15 protein-coding genes are annotated in these 19,920 nt (G+C 37.2%); 13 read left to right on the plus strand and 2 right to left on the minus strand.

Going from position 1 to position 19,920, the window contains the following annotated elements; all coding sequences use genetic code 11:
* Positions 1–21 precede the first annotated feature (21 nt).
* From ABJH90_RS09105 to ABJH90_RS09115, 3 genes are read left to right on the plus strand one after another with little or no spacing between them, the layout of a single operon-like run.
* Positions 22–1,038, plus strand: a complete 1,017-nt coding sequence (locus ABJH90_RS09105; protein WP_348138556.1) for a bifunctional oligoribonuclease/PAP phosphatase NrnA — start codon at positions 22–24, stop codon at positions 1,036–1,038.
* On the plus strand, positions 1,035–1,586 hold the full coding sequence (gldI, locus tag ABJH90_RS09110; protein ID WP_348138558.1) for a gliding motility-associated peptidyl-prolyl isomerase GldI: 552 nt from the start codon (positions 1,035–1,037) through the stop codon (positions 1,584–1,586). Before ABJH90_RS09105 ends, gldI begins: the two co-directional genes overlap by 4 nt.
* 10 nt (positions 1,587–1,596) lie before the next feature.
* The gene (locus ABJH90_RS09115; protein WP_348138560.1) at positions 1,597–2,715 is read left to right on the plus strand and encodes a peptidylprolyl isomerase; all 1,119 of its coding nucleotides are present in this window, start codon (positions 1,597–1,599) and stop codon (positions 2,713–2,715) included.
* Between the two features lie 35 nt (positions 2,716–2,750).
* On the opposite strand, the gene ABJH90_RS09120 is transcribed toward ABJH90_RS09115, so the two are convergent.
* Complete coding sequence (locus ABJH90_RS09120) at positions 2,751–4,205, minus strand: aminoacyl-histidine dipeptidase (protein WP_348138562.1); 1,455 nt, start codon at positions 4,203–4,205, stop codon at positions 2,751–2,753.
* Positions 4,206–4,275: 70 nt separating this feature from the next.
* On the opposite strand from ABJH90_RS09120, the gene ABJH90_RS09125 reads away from it, so the two are divergent.
* Positions 4,276–5,346 carry a DUF3810 domain-containing protein gene (locus ABJH90_RS09125; RefSeq protein ID WP_348138564.1) on the plus strand — a complete coding sequence of 357 codons (1,071 nt, stop codon included), beginning with the start codon at positions 4,276–4,278 and terminating at the stop codon, positions 5,344–5,346.
* Positions 5,347–5,399: 53 nt separating this feature from the next.
* Here the strand turns inward: ABJH90_RS09125 and ABJH90_RS09130 are convergent, their stop codons facing one another.
* A complete protein-coding gene (locus ABJH90_RS09130; RefSeq protein WP_348138566.1) occupies positions 5,400–6,206 on the minus strand; it encodes a DUF6503 family protein in 807 nt (268 codons plus the stop codon).
* 72 nt (positions 6,207–6,278) lie between these two features.
* Between ABJH90_RS09130 and ABJH90_RS09135 the strand changes: the two genes are divergently transcribed.
* The 9 genes from ABJH90_RS09135 (at position 6,279) to ABJH90_RS09175 (ending at position 19,887) form a co-directional block, all read left to right on the plus strand.
* Positions 6,279–7,091, plus strand: coding sequence for an RNA methyltransferase (locus tag ABJH90_RS09135; protein WP_348138568.1), 813 nt, complete (start codon positions 6,279–6,281; stop codon positions 7,089–7,091).
* Positions 7,092–7,195: 104 nt separating this feature from the next.
* Positions 7,196–8,428: a M48 family metallopeptidase gene (locus tag ABJH90_RS09140; protein WP_348138570.1), complete on the plus strand. Its 1,233-nt coding sequence runs from the start codon at positions 7,196–7,198 to the stop codon at positions 8,426–8,428.
* A gap of 41 nt (positions 8,429–8,469) precedes the next feature.
* Positions 8,470–10,677 (plus strand): RelA/SpoT family protein, encoded by a 2,208-nt coding sequence (locus ABJH90_RS09145; RefSeq protein ID WP_348138572.1) that lies wholly within the window; start codon positions 8,470–8,472, stop codon positions 10,675–10,677.
* Positions 10,678–10,774: 97 nt separating this feature from the next.
* The gene (locus ABJH90_RS09150; RefSeq protein WP_348138574.1) at positions 10,775–11,230 is read left to right on the plus strand and encodes a transcriptional repressor; all 456 of its coding nucleotides are present in this window, start codon (positions 10,775–10,777) and stop codon (positions 11,228–11,230) included.
* A 15-nt stretch (positions 11,231–11,245) separates the two neighbouring features.
* On the plus strand, positions 11,246–12,517 hold the full coding sequence (locus tag ABJH90_RS09155; RefSeq protein WP_348138576.1) for an adenylosuccinate synthase: 1,272 nt from the start codon (positions 11,246–11,248) through the stop codon (positions 12,515–12,517).
* Between the two features lie 203 nt (positions 12,518–12,720).
* Positions 12,721–15,918, plus strand: a complete 3,198-nt coding sequence (locus ABJH90_RS09160) for a DUF1553 domain-containing protein (protein WP_348138578.1) — start codon at positions 12,721–12,723, stop codon at positions 15,916–15,918.
* Positions 15,919–15,993: 75 nt separating this feature from the next.
* Entirely contained in the window at positions 15,994–17,394 is a 1,401-nt protein-coding gene (locus ABJH90_RS09165; RefSeq protein ID WP_348138580.1) for a DUF1501 domain-containing protein, read from the plus strand.
* A 21-nt stretch (positions 17,395–17,415) separates the two neighbouring features.
* Positions 17,416–18,480 (plus strand): 6-bladed beta-propeller, encoded by a 1,065-nt coding sequence (locus ABJH90_RS09170; protein ID WP_348138582.1) that lies wholly within the window; start codon positions 17,416–17,418, stop codon positions 18,478–18,480.
* 30 nt (positions 18,481–18,510) lie between these two features.
* A complete protein-coding gene (locus ABJH90_RS09175) occupies positions 18,511–19,887 on the plus strand; it encodes a DUF2231 domain-containing protein (protein ID WP_348138584.1) in 1,377 nt (458 codons plus the stop codon).
* Positions 19,888–19,920 lie beyond the last annotated feature (33 nt).

Genomic DNA, 19,920 nt, shown 5'->3' on the forward strand with positions numbered 1-19,920 from the left:
TTTAATTGTATCTTTGCGCGCATGAATTCTGAGGATGTAAAGGCTATAAAAGCACTGCTCTCAAAGCCATTAAGAATAGTTATTGTACCCCATAAAAATCCTGATGGTGATGCTATTGGTTCATCGCTGGGATTATGGCATTATCTTAAGGCAATTGGACAGGAAGTAAAGGTAATTGTCCCCAATGATTATCCCAAGTTCCTAAAATGGATGCCTGGCACAAACGAGGTCCTTAATTTTGAAAGAGATAACGCTACCGCAGTTGAATACCTTAATAGCTCTGACCTTTGTTTTACCCTTGATTTTAATCAACTAGGAAGAGTTGGACAGATGACGCCGATTCTGGAAGGGTTGCAAGCCACTTTTATAATGATAGACCATCATCAGGCACCTGATAATTACGCCCAAATAACATATTCAGATTCAAAAATGAGTTCTACATCAGAAATGGTTTTTAATTTTATTAGTTCTCTGGGAGATGTCGACAAGGTTACAAGTGAAATTGCAGATTGTTTGTATGCCGGAATTGTTACGGACACAGGCTCTTTTAAGTATTCGTCAACAACCAGTAAAACTCATCAGGTAGTAGCTGAGCTGATAAATAAAGGGGCCAATAATTTTGAAGTGCAAAATCAAATATTTGATACTAACACCCCTGATAGGTTACAACTCTTAGGTTGTGCGTTAAAAAACATGGTCATCCTAAAGGAATATAACACTGCATATACTAGTTTGAGTCAGGAAGAATTGGATGCCCATAATTATAAAAAAGGAGATACCGAAGGTTTTGTAAATTATGGCCTTACGCTTCAGAATATTCGATTTGCTGTTATTTTTATTGAGAATAAAGAAGAAAGAATTATTAAGATTTCATTTCGTTCTGAAGGAAATTTCTCCGTTAATGAATTTGCGAGAAATCACTATCATGGTGGTGGGCATACCAATGCGGCTGGAGGAAGAAGTGAAGGTGACATGGAGAGCACAGTAAAGCATTTCGAAGCCTTATTGGAAAACTATAAAGACCAGCTTAGCAAATGAAGAACTTCCTTTATGTATTACCAATCGTATGTCTTATAGCTTGTGGCGAAACTGAACCCAGGCGGCCTGTTAAAACTCAGTCGGGAAGTCTTATTAACGCCTCTGTTCAGCGGAATATAGAATTATTAAACCAGGAAGAGGAGATTATTCAACAAATCATCACAAATGATACTCTTCATCACTATCTGGCATCGGCCACAGGATCCTGGTACTTTTATAGTGCTATAAATGAGGAAAGTGATTACACCCCTCTTTCTGATGATTTGGTTACTCTTAATTACAATTTAGTTAGTCTTGAAAATGATACCATCTATTCTATGGAGGAAATCGGGACTATTAAGTATAAAGTAGATAAACAGGAATTATTTCCAGGCCTGCGCAATAGCGTAAAACTTCTTAAAGTAAATGAAACGGCCACTTTCTTTTTCCCTTCTGCCATGGCTTATGGTTATCATGGGGATAATAACAAAATTGGACCTAACGTAGCGCTTAAGTCCACCATTAGCATTCTAAAAATTGAAAAACAAAAAGAAAATCTTGATAATTAAACTTTAAAAAATGAAAAAATTAATTGCAATTGTTTTAATTGGTATATCAGCATTAACAAGCTGTACATCAAGTAAGTACCGGGATCTGGGAGATGGATTATTCGCAGATGTAAATACCAGTCAGGGAGCTATCATTATAAAACTCGAAATGGAAAAAACTCCTGTAACAGTGGCCAATTTCGTTTCCCTAGCAGAAGGTAACAATCCCTTTGTAAGTGAAGAGTATAAAGACCGAAAGTATTATGATGGCACTATTTTCCACAGAGTCATTAAAGATTTTATGATTCAGGGAGGTGATCCTACTGGTACAGGTCGCGGCAACCCAGGGTACAGGTTTAAAGATGAATTCAATGATTCCCTTGTACATGATAGGGCGGGTATCCTTTCAATGGCCAATTCAGGACCAAAAACCAATGGAAGTCAGTTTTTCATAACTCATAAGGAGACGCCTTTCCTAAATGGTAAACACAGCGTTTTTGGAGAAGTCGTATCGGGAATGGATGTTGTAGATTCCATAGCTAATGTAAAAACCTATGCAGAACCCAATAGAAAGGACAAACCCGTAGCTGATGTAGTAATAAATTCTATGAACATTGTTAGAAATGGTAAAGAAGCCAAGAATTTTGATGCGGTTCAAGTGATGACAGATTATTTTGCAGAGGAAGAAGCTGTTATTGCGGCTATGGCCAAGGTTAAAACCGATTTCGCAGCGGAAATAAAACAACAACAGGAAGTTGCAAAAGAGCTCCCGTCTGGTTTAAAAGTTCTTAGCCTAAACGAAGGAACCGGTGCTAATCCAAAAATTGGTGATAAAGTATTAGTATATTATGCCGGCTGGCTGGCAGATGGAACTCTTTTCGACAGTAATTATGAAGAAATTGCTATCAAGTTTGATAAATTCGATGAAAGACGAAAACAAGGAGGAGGTTATGAGGCCTTTCCCATGGATTACAGTCCGGATTCAAGGCTTGTAGCCGGTTTTAAAGAGGGTTTATTAGGTATGAAAATTGGAGACAAAATCAGGATATTTATTCCGCCACATTTGGGTTATGGTGAACAAGGTGGAGGTCCAATCCCTCCAAACGCTGATCTCATTTTTGACCTGGAGATTACAGGTAAAGCCGAGTAAAAAAAGGGCCCGAAAATTTTCGGGCCTTTTTTATTTTATGGTGTATTCTTTAAAATCTGTAATAGAAAGGTCCAAAACTTCTTTACTGAAGAGATACTTACTCTTTCATCCGGAGAATGCGCACCTTTAATGGTAGGCCCGAAACTTATCATGTCCATTTCCGGGTAATTTTTTCCCAGAATACCACATTCCAATCCGGCATGACAAGCTACTACTTTCGGCTTTTCACTAAAAAGGATTTCGTACTGATCTTTAAGTACTTCCAATATTTCAGAATTAGGGTTTGGACTCCAACCCGGATATTCTCCTGTTAAAGTAACCGTACAATCTGCAAGCTCAAAAACGGATTTAAGAGAATTAGCCAAATCATTTTTGGCCGTATCTACGGAAGATCTGGTTAGACAACCAATCCTAATCTTCCCGGATTTGACTTCAATTCTAGCTATGTTATTGGAAGTTTCCACCAAATCGGCAATTGCCGCACTCATTCCATAAACGCCATTATGTGCTCCATATACAGCTCTTAAAATTTTATCCTGAGCAGTTTTCTCCATCATCTTTGCGGGCATTTCAACTTTATTCAGGTTAATATCCAGGTTGGTTTCAATGAATGAATTCTCACTTTTAATATCCTCTACCCACTTTGCTATTTGGACTTCAAAATCTTTTTTTCGGTCTGCATTTAAAACAACCGTTGCAAAACTCTCACGAGGAATGGCATTTCTTAGACTTCCTCCATCAATTTGTGACACTCCAATACCAAATTCTTCAGCACTTTTAAACAAAAGGCGGTTCATTATTTTATTTGCATTACCAAAACCTCGGTGTATGTCCATACCACTATGTCCGCCGTGTAATCCTTTGACGCTTATGCGGTATGCAATGGACTCTTTTGGGACTGTCTGTTCCTCGTAGGTTCTGGTAGCGGTAATATCTATCCCGCCGGCGCACCCAATGTCTATCTCGTTATCTTCTTCAGTGTCTAAATTCAATAAAATCTGACCCTTGAGGACACCTCCTTTAAGTCCCATTGCCCCCGTCATACCTGTTTCTTCATCAATAGTGAACAAGGCTTCAAGAGGGGGATGTGGAATATCATGGCTTTCTAGTAAACTCATTATCGCTGCCACTCCCATCCCGTTATCTGCACCAAGTGTTGTTCCCCTGGCCCTAACCCAATCACCATCCACATACATCTCAATTCCCTGAGTATCAAAATCAAAATCTGTATCGGAATTTTTTTGATGTACCATGTCCAAATGAGATTGAAGCGTAATTGGTTTACAATCTTCCATTCCAATGGATGCCTCTTTTCTAATAATAACGTTGCCTACTTCATCTTTTAATGTCTCTAATTGCAATGACCTGCCAAAATTCAACATGAATTCAATCACTTTTTCTTCTTTCTTGGAAGGACGTGGTACAGCATTCAGTTTTGAGAAATTAAACCAGATTCTCTTTGGTTCTAATTGTTCTATCTCTTGATTCATATCTTAATTTAAAAGATCAAAAATACATATTGAAAATTAACCTAGCGAGATAATTGGTATTTTTGAATTCATGAATAATAGGTTGAAGAATGGGATTGCATTATCAATTATCCCGCAAATAATACTGGTCAAGTATCTCGGCAGTTACCCGGAGCTTGTTGAAAATTATTACAGCAAAGGCTTATATCCCTTTATTTCACACTTTTTTCGAATAGTATTTGGATGGTTCCCTTTGTCCATTGGCGATCTAATTTATGCTATCCTGACAATACTTGCCATCCGGTATATAATTATCAAAAGAAATCAAATAAGAAAAAACCTGAAACTTTTCTTTAGAGATGTAGTTCTTATACTTTCAGTAGCCTATTTCACATTTCATCTCATGTGGGGTTTTAACTATTACCGTGTGCCCCTTTCTCAAACACTTCACCTAAAAGATACATATACGGCCAATGAATTGATAATGTTTACAGAAAAGCTTGTAGAAAAGACAAATAAACTACAGTATGAAATAACTTCAGATACTTCGCAAAGTGTAAATATCCCCTATAATCAGAGAGAAATCTTTCAAAAGACATTGGAGGGATATACGGAACTCGAAATTAGGTATCCATTTTTTGGTTACAAAAATCCAAGTTTAAAGAAATCTATTTTTAGTACCGCCCTGACTTATATGGGATATGGCGGCTATCTTAATCCCTTTACAAATGAGGCACAGGTGAATAAAAGAATACCTAATTTCAGATTCCCGGTGGTTACCGGGCATGAAATAGGACATCAAGTTGGTTATTCTGCAGAAAACGAAGTTAATTTTATTGGCTACCTCGTTACAGCTAATAATAAAGATATTTACTTTAAGTATTCTGCCGCGGCCTATGCACTTAGTTATTCATTAAGTGAAATAAAATCAAGAGATGAAACGAAATTTCGTGAATTATATTCCAGATTAAATCCGGGTGTTCAAAAAAACTACGAAGAGTTGAATAAATTTTGGCAGGCCTTTGAAAATCCTTTTGAACCTATGTTTAAATCAATTTTTAATACATTTCTGAAAGCGAACAACCAGGAAGAAGGGATAAAAAGTTATAGTCTAATAGTTACACTCTTGGTTACATATGATATAGAATACGCGACTGATTGAGCGCGCTAAATTATTTTGAATCAATATAAGGAAGCTTATGATTATAGAGTCTTTTACTCTTGTTTCATTTCAACACTTTTACTGTCAACCGGCATGGCATAAAAAGAATCCGGTTTTAAAGATTCCGAAAGAGTAACATTCTCAAAATGTACAGTGTTTTTAGCTTCTTTTATTACTTTTCCTTCGTAGGCGTGCCAGGTTATTGCTTTGGGTAATATGATATTATTTACTTCCATCCAATCCGCATATCGGATCCACTTAACATTGTCAGACTTTTCCCCACTTCTGTAGGTTACGGTATATCCTAACCAGGCCATTTGATAAGTTTGGGGATCGTAATGCAGGAAATATTCGTCTTTGGGTGAAGTACCCACCCCTGAATGGTAACTTATGCTAACACCCGGATAACTTTTCCCATCAAAGATCAAATTCGTTGTCTCTCCATATATTATACCATCATCAGCTAAAACAAAAGGCATGGCATAGAAATAAAACATTAGATTATGATAAAAAACCGGGTCTCCTTTATAGTTTCCGGTTTTATCCAATAACCAAACATGATTGCCATCAAAACCCATTGAAAAATTGGAAGAAACTATCTTATCCATCCTGGTTTTGAGGTCAGTAGTATGCGTTTCAGTAAATCCAGCTTTAGGTAAATCGTATACAAGCACCTTTTTCTTTGTCCAATTTTGCAGACCCCCATGAGCTTTAAAAACCCTCTCTAAAGCATCAGGATATTTAGATTGTTCAATCTTTGTCGACAGGACCTGGGGATTACTCTTGTCTGCATTATCTCTGGGCGCTTCTTTACAGGAAAAGTGCCCTAAAAAAATTAGTAATAAAAAAACCTTACGCATTTCAGATTATATAAGTTGTGGTCTTTGTCGGACAACTGATAGAAAGTTTATCAATTCTTCTATTTTTGTCCTATGAACAAAGTTAAGCAGATTAGTAGTTTACATAATCCTTTGGTTAAAAAAGTATTATTATTAAAGGAAAAATCACGTGAACGTAGAAATTCTGGCTTATTTGTATTGGAAGGACAGCGAGAATTTGAACTGGCAGGTAAAGGTGGTTATTCTGTTCAGAGTGTCTTTTTTTGCACCAATATTATTTCTGAAGTAAAAGTTAGGCAGATTATTTCCCGGCTTGAGAAATATCCAGAATTGATAGAAGTATCACAGGAGATATACCAAAAAATAGCCTATCGTGAAAGTACGGAAGGAATTGTTGCTATTGCCTGTTCAAAAAATCACAATCTGAATGATATTTCATTTAGGAATAAAAATCCATTGATATTGATTGCCGAAGCACCGGAAAAACCTGGAAATGTTGGTGCTTTATTAAGAACTGCCGATACGGCTAATTTAGATGCGGTAATTATTGTAAATAACAAGGGTGATCTTTATAATCCAAATATAATCAGAGCCAGTGTTGGATGCCTTTTTACCGTAAATATTGCAACTGGAAAAACTCAGGAGGTACTCAATTTTTTAAAAAAGAATAAAATAGCTATTTATTCAGCCAGCTTGTCAGCTACTTGTAACTATACCGAAGTGGATTATAAGAAACCTTGTGCCATTGCAGTAGGTACCGAGGCTACGGGACTCACATCAGAGTGGTTGCACGAATCCGATCAGAATATTATAATACCAATGCAAGGTGAGATAGATTCCATGAATGTTTCTGTGTCGGCTGCAATTCTTATCTTTGAGGCAAAGCGGCAAAGAGAATTTCTTTAAGATCATAACCCCAATTGCCAGGTTCACGATAAAATATTCAACTCTTTTTCAGTGTTAGCTTATTTAAATTTGTCACGTTTTTAATTGAATGATAAAAGTTTTTTATGAATAGTACTTTCCTGTTTTATATAATAATAGTAATCATAGTGCTCCAATTCCTTATGGAAACTGTCCTGGATTATCTCAATTCACGGAAATTTCAAGACCCTATTCCAGAAGAATTGCAGGATGTCTTTGATAAGAAAGAATATTTAAAATCTCAGGCATATAAGAAAGATAATTACAAATTTGGAATTCTATCTTCTTCCTTTTCACTAGTTCTAACTTTAGGGTTCCTAATATTTGGCGGATTTGAATGGCTAGACCTAGTCACCAGAAATATTACTGAAAACCCAATTTTAATGGCTCTTTTATTTTTTGGTATCATTATGATTGGAAGTGATATTATTACAACACCTTTTTCATATTATCAGACGTTTGTGATAGAAGAAAAATTTGGATTCAATAAGTCTACCAGAAAGTTGTTTTTTATTGATAAAATTAAAGGCTGGTTAATGATGACCATTTTAGGAGGTGGTATACTCTCAATGGTTATTTGGTTTTTTCAATTTGCCGGCAGCAATTTTTGGATTTATGCCCTCGGACTGATTGCAGTATTCACGGTTTTTATGAACCTTTTTTACAGCAGGTTAATAGTACCTTTATTTAACAAACAAACTCCCCTTGAGGATGGATCTCTTAAGAGTAAAATTGAAAGTTACGCACGAAAGGTGGGATTTAAACTTCAAAACATCTTTGTTATAGATGGATCTAAGAGAAGTACTAAGGCCAATGCATATTTTGCCGGATTTGGAAAAGAAAAAAGGGTAACACTTTATGATACGTTAATTCAGGATTTAGAGGAAGAAGAAATAGTAGCCGTACTTGCCCATGAAGTCGGCCATTATAAACGCCACCATATTATTATAAACCTTATTATTTCAATACTTCTCACGGGAATTACGCTATTCATACTATCACTTTTTATTAATAACCCCGAATTTTCCTATGCTATTGGTGTCACTGAACCCAGTTTTCATGCTGCTTTAATTTGTTTTGGAATCCTGTATAGTCCAATCTCCGAAATAACCGGTTTGGTCATGAACATTCTGTCGAGAAAATTTGAATTTGAAGCAGATGATTATGCCAAAAATACTTATGAAGCCTTGCCTTTAATCAACTCATTAAAAAAGCTTTCAAAGAATAGCCTGAGCAATCTAACCCCGCATTCGGCCTACGTATTTCTACACTATTCTCATCCACCCTTAATTCAAAGAATACGTAACCTTAAGGCATGATTTTTGTTGGTTACTAGAAAAGATTGTGGTAAATTTAATTTATGAGCGTGGAAACGGCCTTAGAGCAGGAGAACAAGCAAATTGCAAAGCAATACAAGGAATTGCTGCGAATTAGTTATCAGGCATTAACTGCCAAAGATAAGAAACTAGTACGCAATGCATTTGACATAGCCGTTGATGCCCATAAGAATCAACGAAGAAAATCAGGAGAGGCCTTTATTTTTCATCCTATAGCAGTAGCTAAAATAGTAGCTTCAGAAATTGGTCTCGATGCCATATCTATTGCAGCTGCATTACTCCATGATGTAGTTGAAGATTCCGAGTATACATTAGATGATATTGAGCGAATGTTTGGTGAAACAATAGCTCGCATTGTGGACGGTCTTACGAAAATTGCACATCTTAAAAAGGATATGAACATATCCCAGCAGGCAGAGAATTTTCGGAAAATGTTACTAACGCTGCACGATGATGTTCGGGTAATTATCATTAAGATAGCAGATAGATATCACAATATGCTAACCATGGACGCCATGCCAGAGCACAAGCAGGTGCAAATGGCCTCTGAAACCCTATATATCTATGCTCCCCTGGCTCATAGAATTGGACTCTATAATATTAAAACAGAACTAGAGAATCTAAGTCTGAAATATACAGAGCCGGAAGTATACAATGATATTCAAGAAAAAATTGAGCAAACTAAAGAAGAACAACAGAATTATATTGACGAATTCACCAATATTATTCGAGATTCTTTAGATAAAGAAGGTCTTGAATATCATATAAAAGGAAGGATGAAGTCTATCTATTCCATCAGAAAGAAAATGGTATCTCAAAATGTTGCTTTTGATGAAATATATGACAAGTTTGCTATTCGAATCATTTATAAATCTGATAAACAGAATGAAAAATTCCTTGCCTGGAAAATATACTCTATTGTAACAGATCATTTTACGCCCAATCCAATACGTCTTCGCGATTGGATATCTTCTCCAAAGTCAACGGGTTATGAGGCTCTTCATATAACTGTAATGGGTCCGGAAGGTAAATGGGTTGAAGTTCAGATACGAAGTGAGAGAATGCACGAAATAGCCGAGAAAGGATATGCCGCTCACTTTAAATATAAACACGGAGCACAAAAAGAAATGGGAATCGAGATGTGGCTCAACCGTTTACAGGAAGCCCTCGAAACCTCAAATGGCAATGCCGTGGACTTTGTGGAGGAATTTAAATTAAATCTTTATTCGAAAGAGATCTTTGTTTTTACACCAAAAGGTGAATTAAAATCGTTGCCAAAAGACGCCACTCCCCTGGATTTTGCTTTTAATATCCATACCGAAGTAGGAATGAGGACCCGGGGTGCTAAGGTAAATGGCAAGTTGGTACCTCTTAACACAAGGTTAAATAGCGGTGACCAGGTTGAGATCATTACATCAGATAAAGCCAAACCCAATCAAAATTGGCTGGATTATGCTACTACAGCAAGAGCCAGGGCAAAAATTCGCTCGTCTTTGCGAGAAGAACAAAAACAAATTGCCAAGGAAGGTAAGGAAACATTAAGACGTAAACTTAAGTCTCAAAAAATAAATCTGAACGAGGATTCCATCAATAAGATGGTGGTTCACTTTAAGCTCCAGACCAGTTTGGATCTGTTCTATCGCATAGGTATCGGAGCAATTGATAATCAGATGATCAAAGAGTTCGCATCATCTTATAATAATGCATTTATCAGTTTTTTCAAGAATAAGATTCGGCGCAAACCAGTACAAGAAGATATTGATAAGGCCGAAATAACTTCCAAATATGATATGCTTGTATTTGGTAAGGAGGAGGAAAAATTAAATTACACTCTGTCCAAATGTTGTAACCCAATTCCCGGAGATGTAGTCTTTGGTTTTGTAAGTGTGGCCGAAGGCATAAAAGTTCACAAGAAAAACTGTCCCAATGCTATTTCTTTGCAATCCAACTATGCCTATAGGATTATCAGTGCCAAGTGGATTGATTCAACCCAGGAAGAATTCACTTCAGAAATTAAACTGACAGGGATTGATAATTTAGGCCTGATGAACGAGATTACAGAAATTATTTCAGATAATATGCATGTTAATATGCGGAATCTCAATTTCAGTACTGATGGAGGTACCTTTACAGGTAAAATCACGGTTGTAGTAAAAAATAATGCCATTCTCAAAAAACTTATCAATAATTTAAAGCGGATAAATGGCATTGAAAAAGTGACTCGGGTATAGAGATTTCCCAGAATGCTTTTAGCGTAATCTTGCGGTCATAAAATATCTATATTCGTATTTTTAGATGTACATTTGCCATTAAGATGATGACGTAATTATGGGGACCAATAAGGACCAAGAAATCGTTAAAAAAGTATTTACTGCCTTTTTGGAGGAAAATGGGCATAGAAAAACTCCCGAGCGTTATGCTATCCTGCAGGAGATCTATGAAAGTGATGAACACTTTGATATAGAGTCACTCTATATCAATATGAAGAATAAAAACTATCGGGTAAGCAGGGCAACACTTTACAATACAATAGAACTTTTATTGGATTGTAAATTAGTTCGCAAGCACCAATTTGGAAAGAATCAGGCACAGTACGAGAAGTCTTATTTTGACAGGCAGCATGATCATGTAATTCTTACGGATACCGGAGAAGTGGTTGAATTTTGTGACCCGAGAATACAAACAATAAAACAAACTATTGAAGAGGTATTCGACATTAAAATAAATAATCATTCGCTGTACTTCTACGGTACAAGAAACCGCAAAGAAAAAGCTAATAACTAACCAATAACTTACTGCATGGCCGTAGATTTACTACTAGGTCTTCAATGGGGAGACGAAGGAAAAGGAAAAATCGTTGATGTACTTACCAAAAACTATGATATCATAGCCAGATTTCAGGGTGGGCCAAATGCAGGACACACCTTAGAATTTGATGGTATAAAACATGTTTTACACACTATTCCTTCTGGTATTTTTCATGACAATGCAATCAATGTTGTGGGTAACGGGGTAGTTATTGACCCGGTTATTTTTAAGAAAGAACTTGATAATCTTAACAAGTTTAATCTGGATATAAAATCCAAACTCCTAATTTCCAGGAAAGCTCATCTGATTTTACCTACCCACAGGTTGCTGGATGCAGCCTCAGAAGCCTCAAAAGGCAAAGCAAAAATAGGTTCAACGCTGAAGGGTATAGGACCTACTTACATGGACAAGACAGGAAGAAACGGAATGAGGGTGGGAGATCTTGAATTAAATAACTGGAAGGATAAATATCGTGCTTTGGCTAATAAGCATGAAACCATGATAGATTTTCATAATGTAGATATACAATACGATCTTCAGGAATTGGAAACAGATTTCTTTAATGCTATAAAGGAATTAAAACAACTCACCTTTATCGATAGTGAAGAGTATCTTTACCAGGCTCAGAAAAGTGGAAAAAAAATCCTGGCTGAAGGAGCTCAAGGTTCCCTTTTGGATATTGATTTTGGAACTTATCCTTATGTCACTTCCTCAAATACAACCGCTGCAGGAGCATGTACAGGTCTTGGTGTGCCTCCGGGTAACATAGGAGGGGTTTTTGGCATTTTTAAAGCCTATACAACCCGGGTGGGAAGCGGACCTTTTCCTACAGAACTTTTTGATGAAGTTGGCGCAACTATGGGAAGAGTTGGCAATGAATTTGGAGCTACTACGGGCAGACCACGTCGTTGTGGTTGGTTAGATCTTGTGGCTCTAAAATACGCAGTTAGGATTAATGGAGTTTCAGAATTAATGATGATGAAAGCAGATGTACTTAGTGGATTTAAAACGGTAAAAATCTGCATAGCATACAAATACAAAGGGGAAAAAGTAAGTCACCTCCCCTATAATATTGAAGCTGAAAATGTTATTCCTATTTATAAAGAAATGAAAGGATGGGAGAAGGATCTAACCAAAATGACCAAAGCTGAGCAACTTCCGGAAACGTTAAACGAATACATCGATTACCTTGAAGCTGAGTTAGAAATTCCGATTAAAATTGTATCCGTAGGCCCGGATCGAAAACAAACTATTCACAGGTAATTACCATTCAATAGAAATTAGTTTGCAACTCTTTACATATTCGAAATAATCAAAGGATCGAAAGAATCGAGTTGTTATTATTTTGTCATTAACTTCAAATAAATACAGGATATTATCAAAGATGGATATAATATTATCAATCGGTCCAAACAACTATAGGCTAAGGTAAAAAATCCTATCTTTAAGAATATTATTTGCATAGAATGCATAGATATTCTTACAGTTTAATCCTTTTAATAACATTTTTATCCTCCTGTTCGGTAGATATGCCAAAAGAGGTGGAAATTGCCTTTAATAATCTTCCGGAATCTATTGACTTTAATTTTCATGTTAAACCAATTTTGTCGGACAGGTGTTATTCTTGCCATGGTCCTGATGAAAATACGAGAAAGGCAGGCTTGCGATTGGATATTGAGGAAAATGCCTTTGCCAAATTAAGCAGTGGTAATTATGCGTTTGTATCAGGAAATGCTCGACAAAGTGAAAGTGTATACCGCATATTAAATGCAGATCCTGAAATTCAAATGCCTCCCCCTGATTCTCATTTAACTTTAAATGCACAAGAAAAAGCCATCATAATCAAATGGATACAACAGGGGGCCCAATGGAAGGATCATTGGGCATTTATAAGTCCTGAAAAACCAGACATCCCTATCCTAATCAATAAAACATGGCCTTCAAATAATGCCATAGATAAATTTGTTCAAAAGAAATTAGCGATAAAAGGTTTTGAACCTACTCATGAAGCTAACAAAGAAAGGCTCATTCGAAGAATAACCATGGATCTTACAGGACTCCCACCGACAATTCCCGAAATTGATGCCTTTCTCTCCGATACTAGTGTTAACGCATACGAAAAAGTAGTAGACAGATTATTAGATACGGATGCCTATGCAGAGCGCATGGCGGTAGATTGGATGGATGTCTCAAGATATGCAGATTCACATGGCCTTCATGCCGATGGATGGCGTTTGATGTGGCCATGGCGTGATTGGGTCATAAACGCTTTCAAAGAAAATATGCCTTATGACCAGTTTATCACATGGCAACTAGCGGGTGACTTATTACCAAATGCCTCTAAAGACCAAAAATTAGCTACTGCTTTTAATCGCAATCATCCCATGACCGCAGAGGGCGGGGCTATTGAAGAAGAGTTTCGACTGAACTATGTCTGGGATAGAACTGAAACCGTTGGTACAGCTTTACTTGGGCTTACTATTAATTGTGCTCGCTGTCATGATCATAAATTTGATCCCATTACCCAGAAAGATTATTATGAATTAACGGCCTTTTTTAACAATGTAAAGGAATTAGGCATGACAGGTGATGATGGCAATTACGGACCTATGCTGGCGCTTCCCAAAAAGGAAACAGAAGATGAATTAAAGTCTCTCGATTATAAAATTCAGGAAAAAGAAAGGCAATTAGAACTAACCATAGAAGAATTAATGGCCTTGGAAACCTATATGCGGCAATTACCAGGCGATTTCAACAAAAGAGGCCTTTTGGGATATTATCCAATGAATTCAGTTGAAAAAAGTGATAAACAAAGAGAACATATAATAGACGGGAATAAGATGGTTACTTCAACCGAGGCTCCAGCCGTTACAAAAGGTGTAACGGGAAATGCCCTGGAATTTACTGGAGAATATGATGAAGTTTATCTAAAGGATATTCCGAATTTTGAATGGACAAATGCATTTTCTTCAAGCCTCTGGATAAACACTACCAAAAGAGAAGCCGGAAGAACACAAACGTTATTGGGAACCGCAGGTGACAAAAACAACTATTGGCGTGGTTGGGAATTTTATCTGGATAGCCTTAATTATCTTAACGCAAGATTAATTCATTCCCTTCCTCATAATTACATACATGTCAGGTCTAAGGATTCATTACAAACCAATTCATGGTACAATGTGGCATTTACTTATAACGGTTCCGGAAAAGCTAAAGGTCTAAAACTATTTATTAATGGCAGGGAAACAGAGCAAAGTGTAGGTTTTGATAATCTATACAAATCTATTAAGACCATTACTGGTGGCGCTCAGAAATTAACAAATAGGCCTGTTATGGTAGCTAAAAGCTATAGGGCCTTTACTGGAGAAAATGGTATATTTTTAGGTAGAATCGATGATGTTCACCTATTTTCAAGAGTTCTAACTTCAAAAGAAATAGCAAAGCTTTATGATCAAAATCAGGATTTTATAATCGCTCCCGAATACTGGGTTACACAGGCATCAGAGGTCAAATCATTAGATAAGGAATTACAAGAACTAAGAAGCGAGTGGCTTAAAAAGATGATTCCAGTAATGGAAGTAATGGTCATGGAAGAAATGCCTGAAGCAAGACAAGCATATGCATATAACAGGGGTGACTATGAACAACCTATATACAAGGTGGATGCCAACACTCCACACATACTGCCAGAGTTTTCTGAAAAATATCCAAAAAATCGTTTAGGGCTTTCACAATGGATTTTTGCACCGGAAAACCCACTAACGGCTCGAGTTACGGTTAACAGACTTTGGCAGATGCTTTTTGGTAAAGGGTTGGTAAATACACCTCAAGACTTTGGTGTACAAGGGGCACTTCCCTCCCACCCGGAATTATTAGATTGGCTAGCAACTACTTTTGTAGAAAGTGGATGGGATACAAAGAAACTAATTAAGATAATTGTTCTTTCCCATACGTACAAACAGTCTTCTCAATTTACTAAAGACATGCTGGAGAAAGATCCTTATAATTATTATTTGGCGAGAAGTAACAGTTACAGGCTGCCTGCAGAAATGATCCGTGATAATGCACTGAAAACCAGTGGTTTATTAGTTAGAGATATCGGTGGTGAAAGTGTAAAACCATATCAGCCCGAAGGCTTATGGATAGAAAAATCAAGCTTTTCCCACAAATTAATGAATTATAAGGAATCTGGCGGTGACAGTCTGTATAGACGAGGATTATACACTTTTATAAGACGGACATCCCCACATCCTGCAATGATTGCCTTTGATGCTCCCAATAGAGAAGTGTGTATTATTAAGCGTGAAAATACGAATACACCGCTACAGGCCTTAGTATTAATGAATGACGTACAATTTGTTGAAGCTTCAAAAATGCTTGCCGTAAGAATGCAAAAAGAAGGTGGAGATTCTTTGGATCAACAAATTAGATACGGTTTTAGACTAACAACAAGCAGGCATCCAAAAGAGGAAGAAACCAAAGTCTTAAAGGATTTATATAATTCACAATCTCAGTGGTTTACTTCTAATAAAAGTGAAACATTGAAATTTTTAAAGGTTGGTAATAAAAAATTGGAAGAGGGGTATCTTAATAGCAAAACTGCAGCATTAGCAATGGTTGCAAATACACTTTTAAACCATGACGAAACTTATATGAAGAGATAAGATTTAACTATGTGTACTCACCATCATAATAAAAATTATACGCGACGCGACTTTCTGACCAAGACGTCATTAGGCATGGGAGCCCTTTCTATGGCCTCTATGTTAGACCCCATGGGATTGTTTGCAAAAGAAAAAAAATTGCAAGCACCACAGCTTATGGGCGGAGGTCTAACGGGAATTCCTCATTTCCCACCGAGGGTTAAACGTGTAATATATCTTTTTCAGAGCGGAGCACCTTCGCAATTAGATCTCTTTGACTATAAACCTCTTTTGAATAAAATGAATGGTCAGGATTTACCTGAGAGCATACGTGGTGGACAAAGACTTACAGGAATGACGGCCGGACAGGCTTCTTTTCCATTGGCGGGTACACTTTTTAATTTTAAGCAGCACGGTGATAGTGGAGCTTGGATGAGTGACTTAATGCCACATACTGCTAAAATAGTTGACGAACTATGTTTCATTAAGTCAATGTATACCGAAGCCATTAATCATGATCCTGCAATTACCTTCCTGCAAACCGGTTCACAAATTCCGGGAAGACCCTCAATTGGTTCGTGGGTAAGTTATGGTTTGGGAACTGACAATAAGAATTTACCGGAGTTTGTGGTTTTGGTTACCAAAGGTAAAACCGGGGGACAACCTTTATATGCCAGATTATGGGGTAATGGATTTCTTCCTTCTCAACATCAGGGTGTTCAATTTAGATCGGGTAAGGATCCTGTATTGTATTTGACAAATCCTCCTGGAGTTGATGGAGTAATAAGAAGAGATCAATTAGATCATTTGCAGCAACTTGAAAAATTGAATCATCAGGACATAGGTGATCCAGAAATTTTAGCCCGTATGGCTCAGTACGAAATGGCCTATCGGATGCAAACATCAGTACCAGAAATCATGGATACTTCAAATGAACCCGATTACATTTACGACATGTACGGAGAAGACAGCAAAAAACCTGGCACATTCGCCGCCAATTGTCTCCTGGCGAGAAGAATGGCTGAGAAGGATGTTAAGTTTATTCAGTTGTACCACCAGGGTTGGGACCAACACGGAAATTTACCCAACGCAATAAAAGTTCAATGCAAGGATACTGACCAGGCTACAGCGGCTCTAATTACTGACCTTAAACAAAGAGGTATGTTAGAGGATACCATGGTAATATGGGGTGGAGAATTTGGGCGCACTAATTATTCACAAGGGCAACTAACCCCGGATAATTTTGGAAGAGACCATCATCCCAAATGTTTTACAATTTTTATGGCCGGAGCAGGAATAAAAAAAGGAATTACTTTGGGTGCCACAGATGATTTTGGCTACAATGTGGTACAAAGACCGGTTCATGTACATGATTTTCAAGCCACTTTAATGCATTTGTTAGGAGTAAATCATGAAAAACTTACCTTTAAATTTCAGGGAAGAAGGTTTCGTCTTACCGATGTTCACGGGAAAGTTATAAATGAAATATTAGCTTAATAATCATGGTAAAGAATATATATGAACTTTAAAAATAAAAAACGCCGGGAATTTATAAAAAAGTCATTACTAATTGCAGGGGCTGGTGTAATTACACCGGGATTGTCTTTAGCAAACAATAACAATTATCAGATTCAATCAGATGCCGTTGTTGGGCATGGGGACTACAAATATAAGGTTGATAAAAATTGGGCAATTCAAGACCCGTCAAGAATTCCGGTTAATGACTGCCATGAGATGGTTTTGGACAATATGGGTAGAATATTTATGACTACTACAGGTGTTCATAATAATAATATAATTATTTATGATCGCAGTGGAAAAGTACTTGATTCATGGGGTAAGAACTTTCCGGGGGCTCATGGATTAACTATTGGTAATGCAGCTGAAGAGCAATTTCTTTTTATAACAGATCCTGAAACGCACAAGGTTTTTAAGACAACTTTGAACGGGGATATTCTGATGACAATCAACACTCCAAAAGAATTTGGAGGATATACAAGTGATGATCTCTTTAAACCTACAGAAACAGCTATAGGTCCTAATGGCGATATCTATGTTGCGGATGGCTATGGTGAAAATTTTATTATTCAATACACAGAAAAAGGAGAGTATATCAGGCATTTTGGAGGCAAAGGCAATGGCACAGCAGAATTTGATTGCTGTCATGGAATTACCTTAGACAACAGGAATCCTGAAAACCCAACTATGCTCATTACTTCCCGGGCCAAACAGGAATTCAAAAGATTCACATTAGATGGTGAGTACATAGAGACCATTCCTCTACCGGGTTGTTCCATTTGCCGGCCAGTGTTGCATGGTGATAATTTATTTTTTGCAGTTATTGTAACCAAAAGTTGGGGAGCTTATGACGGAATGTTGGCCATATTAGATAAATCTAACAGGGTAATATCCTTTCCGGGAGGCTGTGAACCAAAATACCAAAATGGAAAACTCGAGGAACCTATATATGATGAAAGGACATTTCTAAATCCCCATGATGTGTTGGTGGATAATGATGAAAACCTATATGTACCTCAGTGGTATTCCGGGAAAACATTCCCGGTGAAACTCCATAGGGTTTAAGTATAATTCCCAAAATAATCGAATTTTTTAATGATTGCATTAGACTTCTCTACATTTCTTGGCCGATTCCATCCCCTATTTGTTCATCTCCCTATTGGGTTTCTGATATTGGCACTTTTAATGGAATGGTTTCAAATTAGAAAACATGTAAATTCTTGGCATCAAATCATTAATTATATGTGGCTGCTGGGCGCTTTAAGCGCTTTGATTACAGCTCTCTGTGGTTGGTTACTGGCAAATACAGGAATTTATCCGGAAAATGAAATTTTTTGGCATAGATGGCTGGGAGTTGGATTGGCTATTATTGCCAGTCTGGGCTGGTGGATTAAAAAGGAACCAAAGAAATACAAAAAGTCACTACGCAATATCATCTCTGTTCTGGTTATGCTATTGCTGCTTGTTGAAGGGCATTTAGGGGGAAGTATAACCCATGGAGCAAATTATTTAGTTGAATACGCTCCAAAGCCGTTTCAAGAGTTTTTAATGACATCCGCTCAGGATAATACAGGGTCGGACCTGAGTCAAAAAGATTCTGTGAAAGTGTTTGAAAATATGGTTCTTCCCTTTTTAGAATCCAAATGTTTTGCCTGTCATAGTAATGAAACTCAAAGAGGAGGGCTTAATCTGGAAGACTTAACTCTTTTCTCTGAAGGTGGAGAAAATGGCCCTACAATCACTGCAGGCAGTGCGTTGGAAAGTGAGTTGTTCAAAAGAGTAACACTTCCCGGCAAAAACAACAAGTTCATGCCTCCCAGGGGCGAGCCACTAACCTATGATGAAATTCAAGTACTTGAATGGTGGATTGATCAAGGAGCAGAAATGGATAAACTCATTTCTGATCTAACGGTGACTGATAAATTAAAACCGGTGGTAAAGCGAGTTTACGGGATCGATTTAGAAATAAAACCTTGGTATGAAACAGTTGAATTAAACCCGGCGGATTCCCTAATGGTTAACAAACTGAGGGAGGAAGGGTTTGTTATAAATAATATAGGATCGGAAAATTCATTGCTAGATATTAGATTTTCGGGAAATTCCCTAACAAGAGAGACACTTTCAGAACTTTTGAAAATAAAGGAGTACGTAACTTGGTTCTCACTTGCGGGGACAAATGTAAAAGACGAATGGGTTTCAATAATTTCACAGTTTCCTAATCTGACCAGATTAGAACTTCAAAAAACTGAGGTATCAGATAATTCAGTGGCCTATCTCAAAGAATTGGAACATTTGGAGTCTTTGAATTTATATGGAACCAATGTAACGGATTCTTGCCTATCTGTAATTAGAGATATCCCCCATTTAAAGAGGGTTTACTTGTGGAATTCCAAGGTTAGTTTTGATAGAGCCAGGGCCTTACAGAAAGAAAATCCAGACCTCGTAGTAGAAATCGGAGTTTCGCTTAAATGAAATCCTAAAACCGTGCCAATACTTGCGCTTCTC

The organism is Eudoraea sp. (genome assembly GCF_039969275.1).
Taxonomy (GTDB): domain Bacteria; phylum Bacteroidota; class Bacteroidia; order Flavobacteriales; family Flavobacteriaceae; genus Eudoraea.

Bases quoted from the DNA above. Each gene is read 5' to 3' on its own strand.
- ABJH90_RS09140 (WP_348138570.1), top strand. From the start codon at position 7,196: ATGAATAGTACTTTCCTGTTTTATATAATAATAGTAATCATAGTGCTC.
- ABJH90_RS09115 (WP_348138560.1), top strand. From the start codon at position 1,597: ATGAAAAAATTAATTGCAATTGTTTTAATTGGTATATCAGCATTAACA.
- ABJH90_RS09175 (WP_348138584.1), top strand. From the start codon at position 18,511: ATGATTGCATTAGACTTCTCTACATTTCTTGGCCGATTCCATCCCCTA.
- ABJH90_RS09150 (WP_348138574.1), top strand. From the start codon at position 10,775: ATGGGGACCAATAAGGACCAAGAAATCGTTAAAAAAGTATTTACTGCC.
- ABJH90_RS09155 (WP_348138576.1), top strand. From the start codon at position 11,246: ATGGCCGTAGATTTACTACTAGGTCTTCAATGGGGAGACGAAGGAAAA.
- ABJH90_RS09160 (WP_348138578.1), top strand. From the start codon at position 12,721: ATGCATAGATATTCTTACAGTTTAATCCTTTTAATAACATTTTTATCC.
- ABJH90_RS09145 (WP_348138572.1), top strand. From the start codon at position 8,470: ATGAGCGTGGAAACGGCCTTAGAGCAGGAGAACAAGCAAATTGCAAAG.
- ABJH90_RS09170 (WP_348138582.1), top strand. From the start codon at position 17,416: ATGAACTTTAAAAATAAAAAACGCCGGGAATTTATAAAAAAGTCATTA.
- ABJH90_RS09165 (WP_348138580.1), top strand. From the start codon at position 15,994: ATGGGAGCCCTTTCTATGGCCTCTATGTTAGACCCCATGGGATTGTTT.
- ABJH90_RS09125 (WP_348138564.1), top strand. From the start codon at position 4,276: ATGAATAATAGGTTGAAGAATGGGATTGCATTATCAATTATCCCGCAA.
- gldI (WP_348138558.1), top strand. From the start codon at position 1,035: ATGAAGAACTTCCTTTATGTATTACCAATCGTATGTCTTATAGCTTGT.
- ABJH90_RS09130 (WP_348138566.1), bottom strand. From the start codon at position 6,206: ATGCGTAAGGTTTTTTTATTACTAATTTTTTTAGGGCACTTTTCCTGT.
- ABJH90_RS09120 (WP_348138562.1), bottom strand. From the start codon at position 4,205: ATGAATCAAGAGATAGAACAATTAGAACCAAAGAGAATCTGGTTTAAT.
- ABJH90_RS09105 (WP_348138556.1), top strand. From the start codon at position 22: ATGAATTCTGAGGATGTAAAGGCTATAAAAGCACTGCTCTCAAAGCCA.
- ABJH90_RS09135 (WP_348138568.1), top strand. From the start codon at position 6,279: ATGAACAAAGTTAAGCAGATTAGTAGTTTACATAATCCTTTGGTTAAA.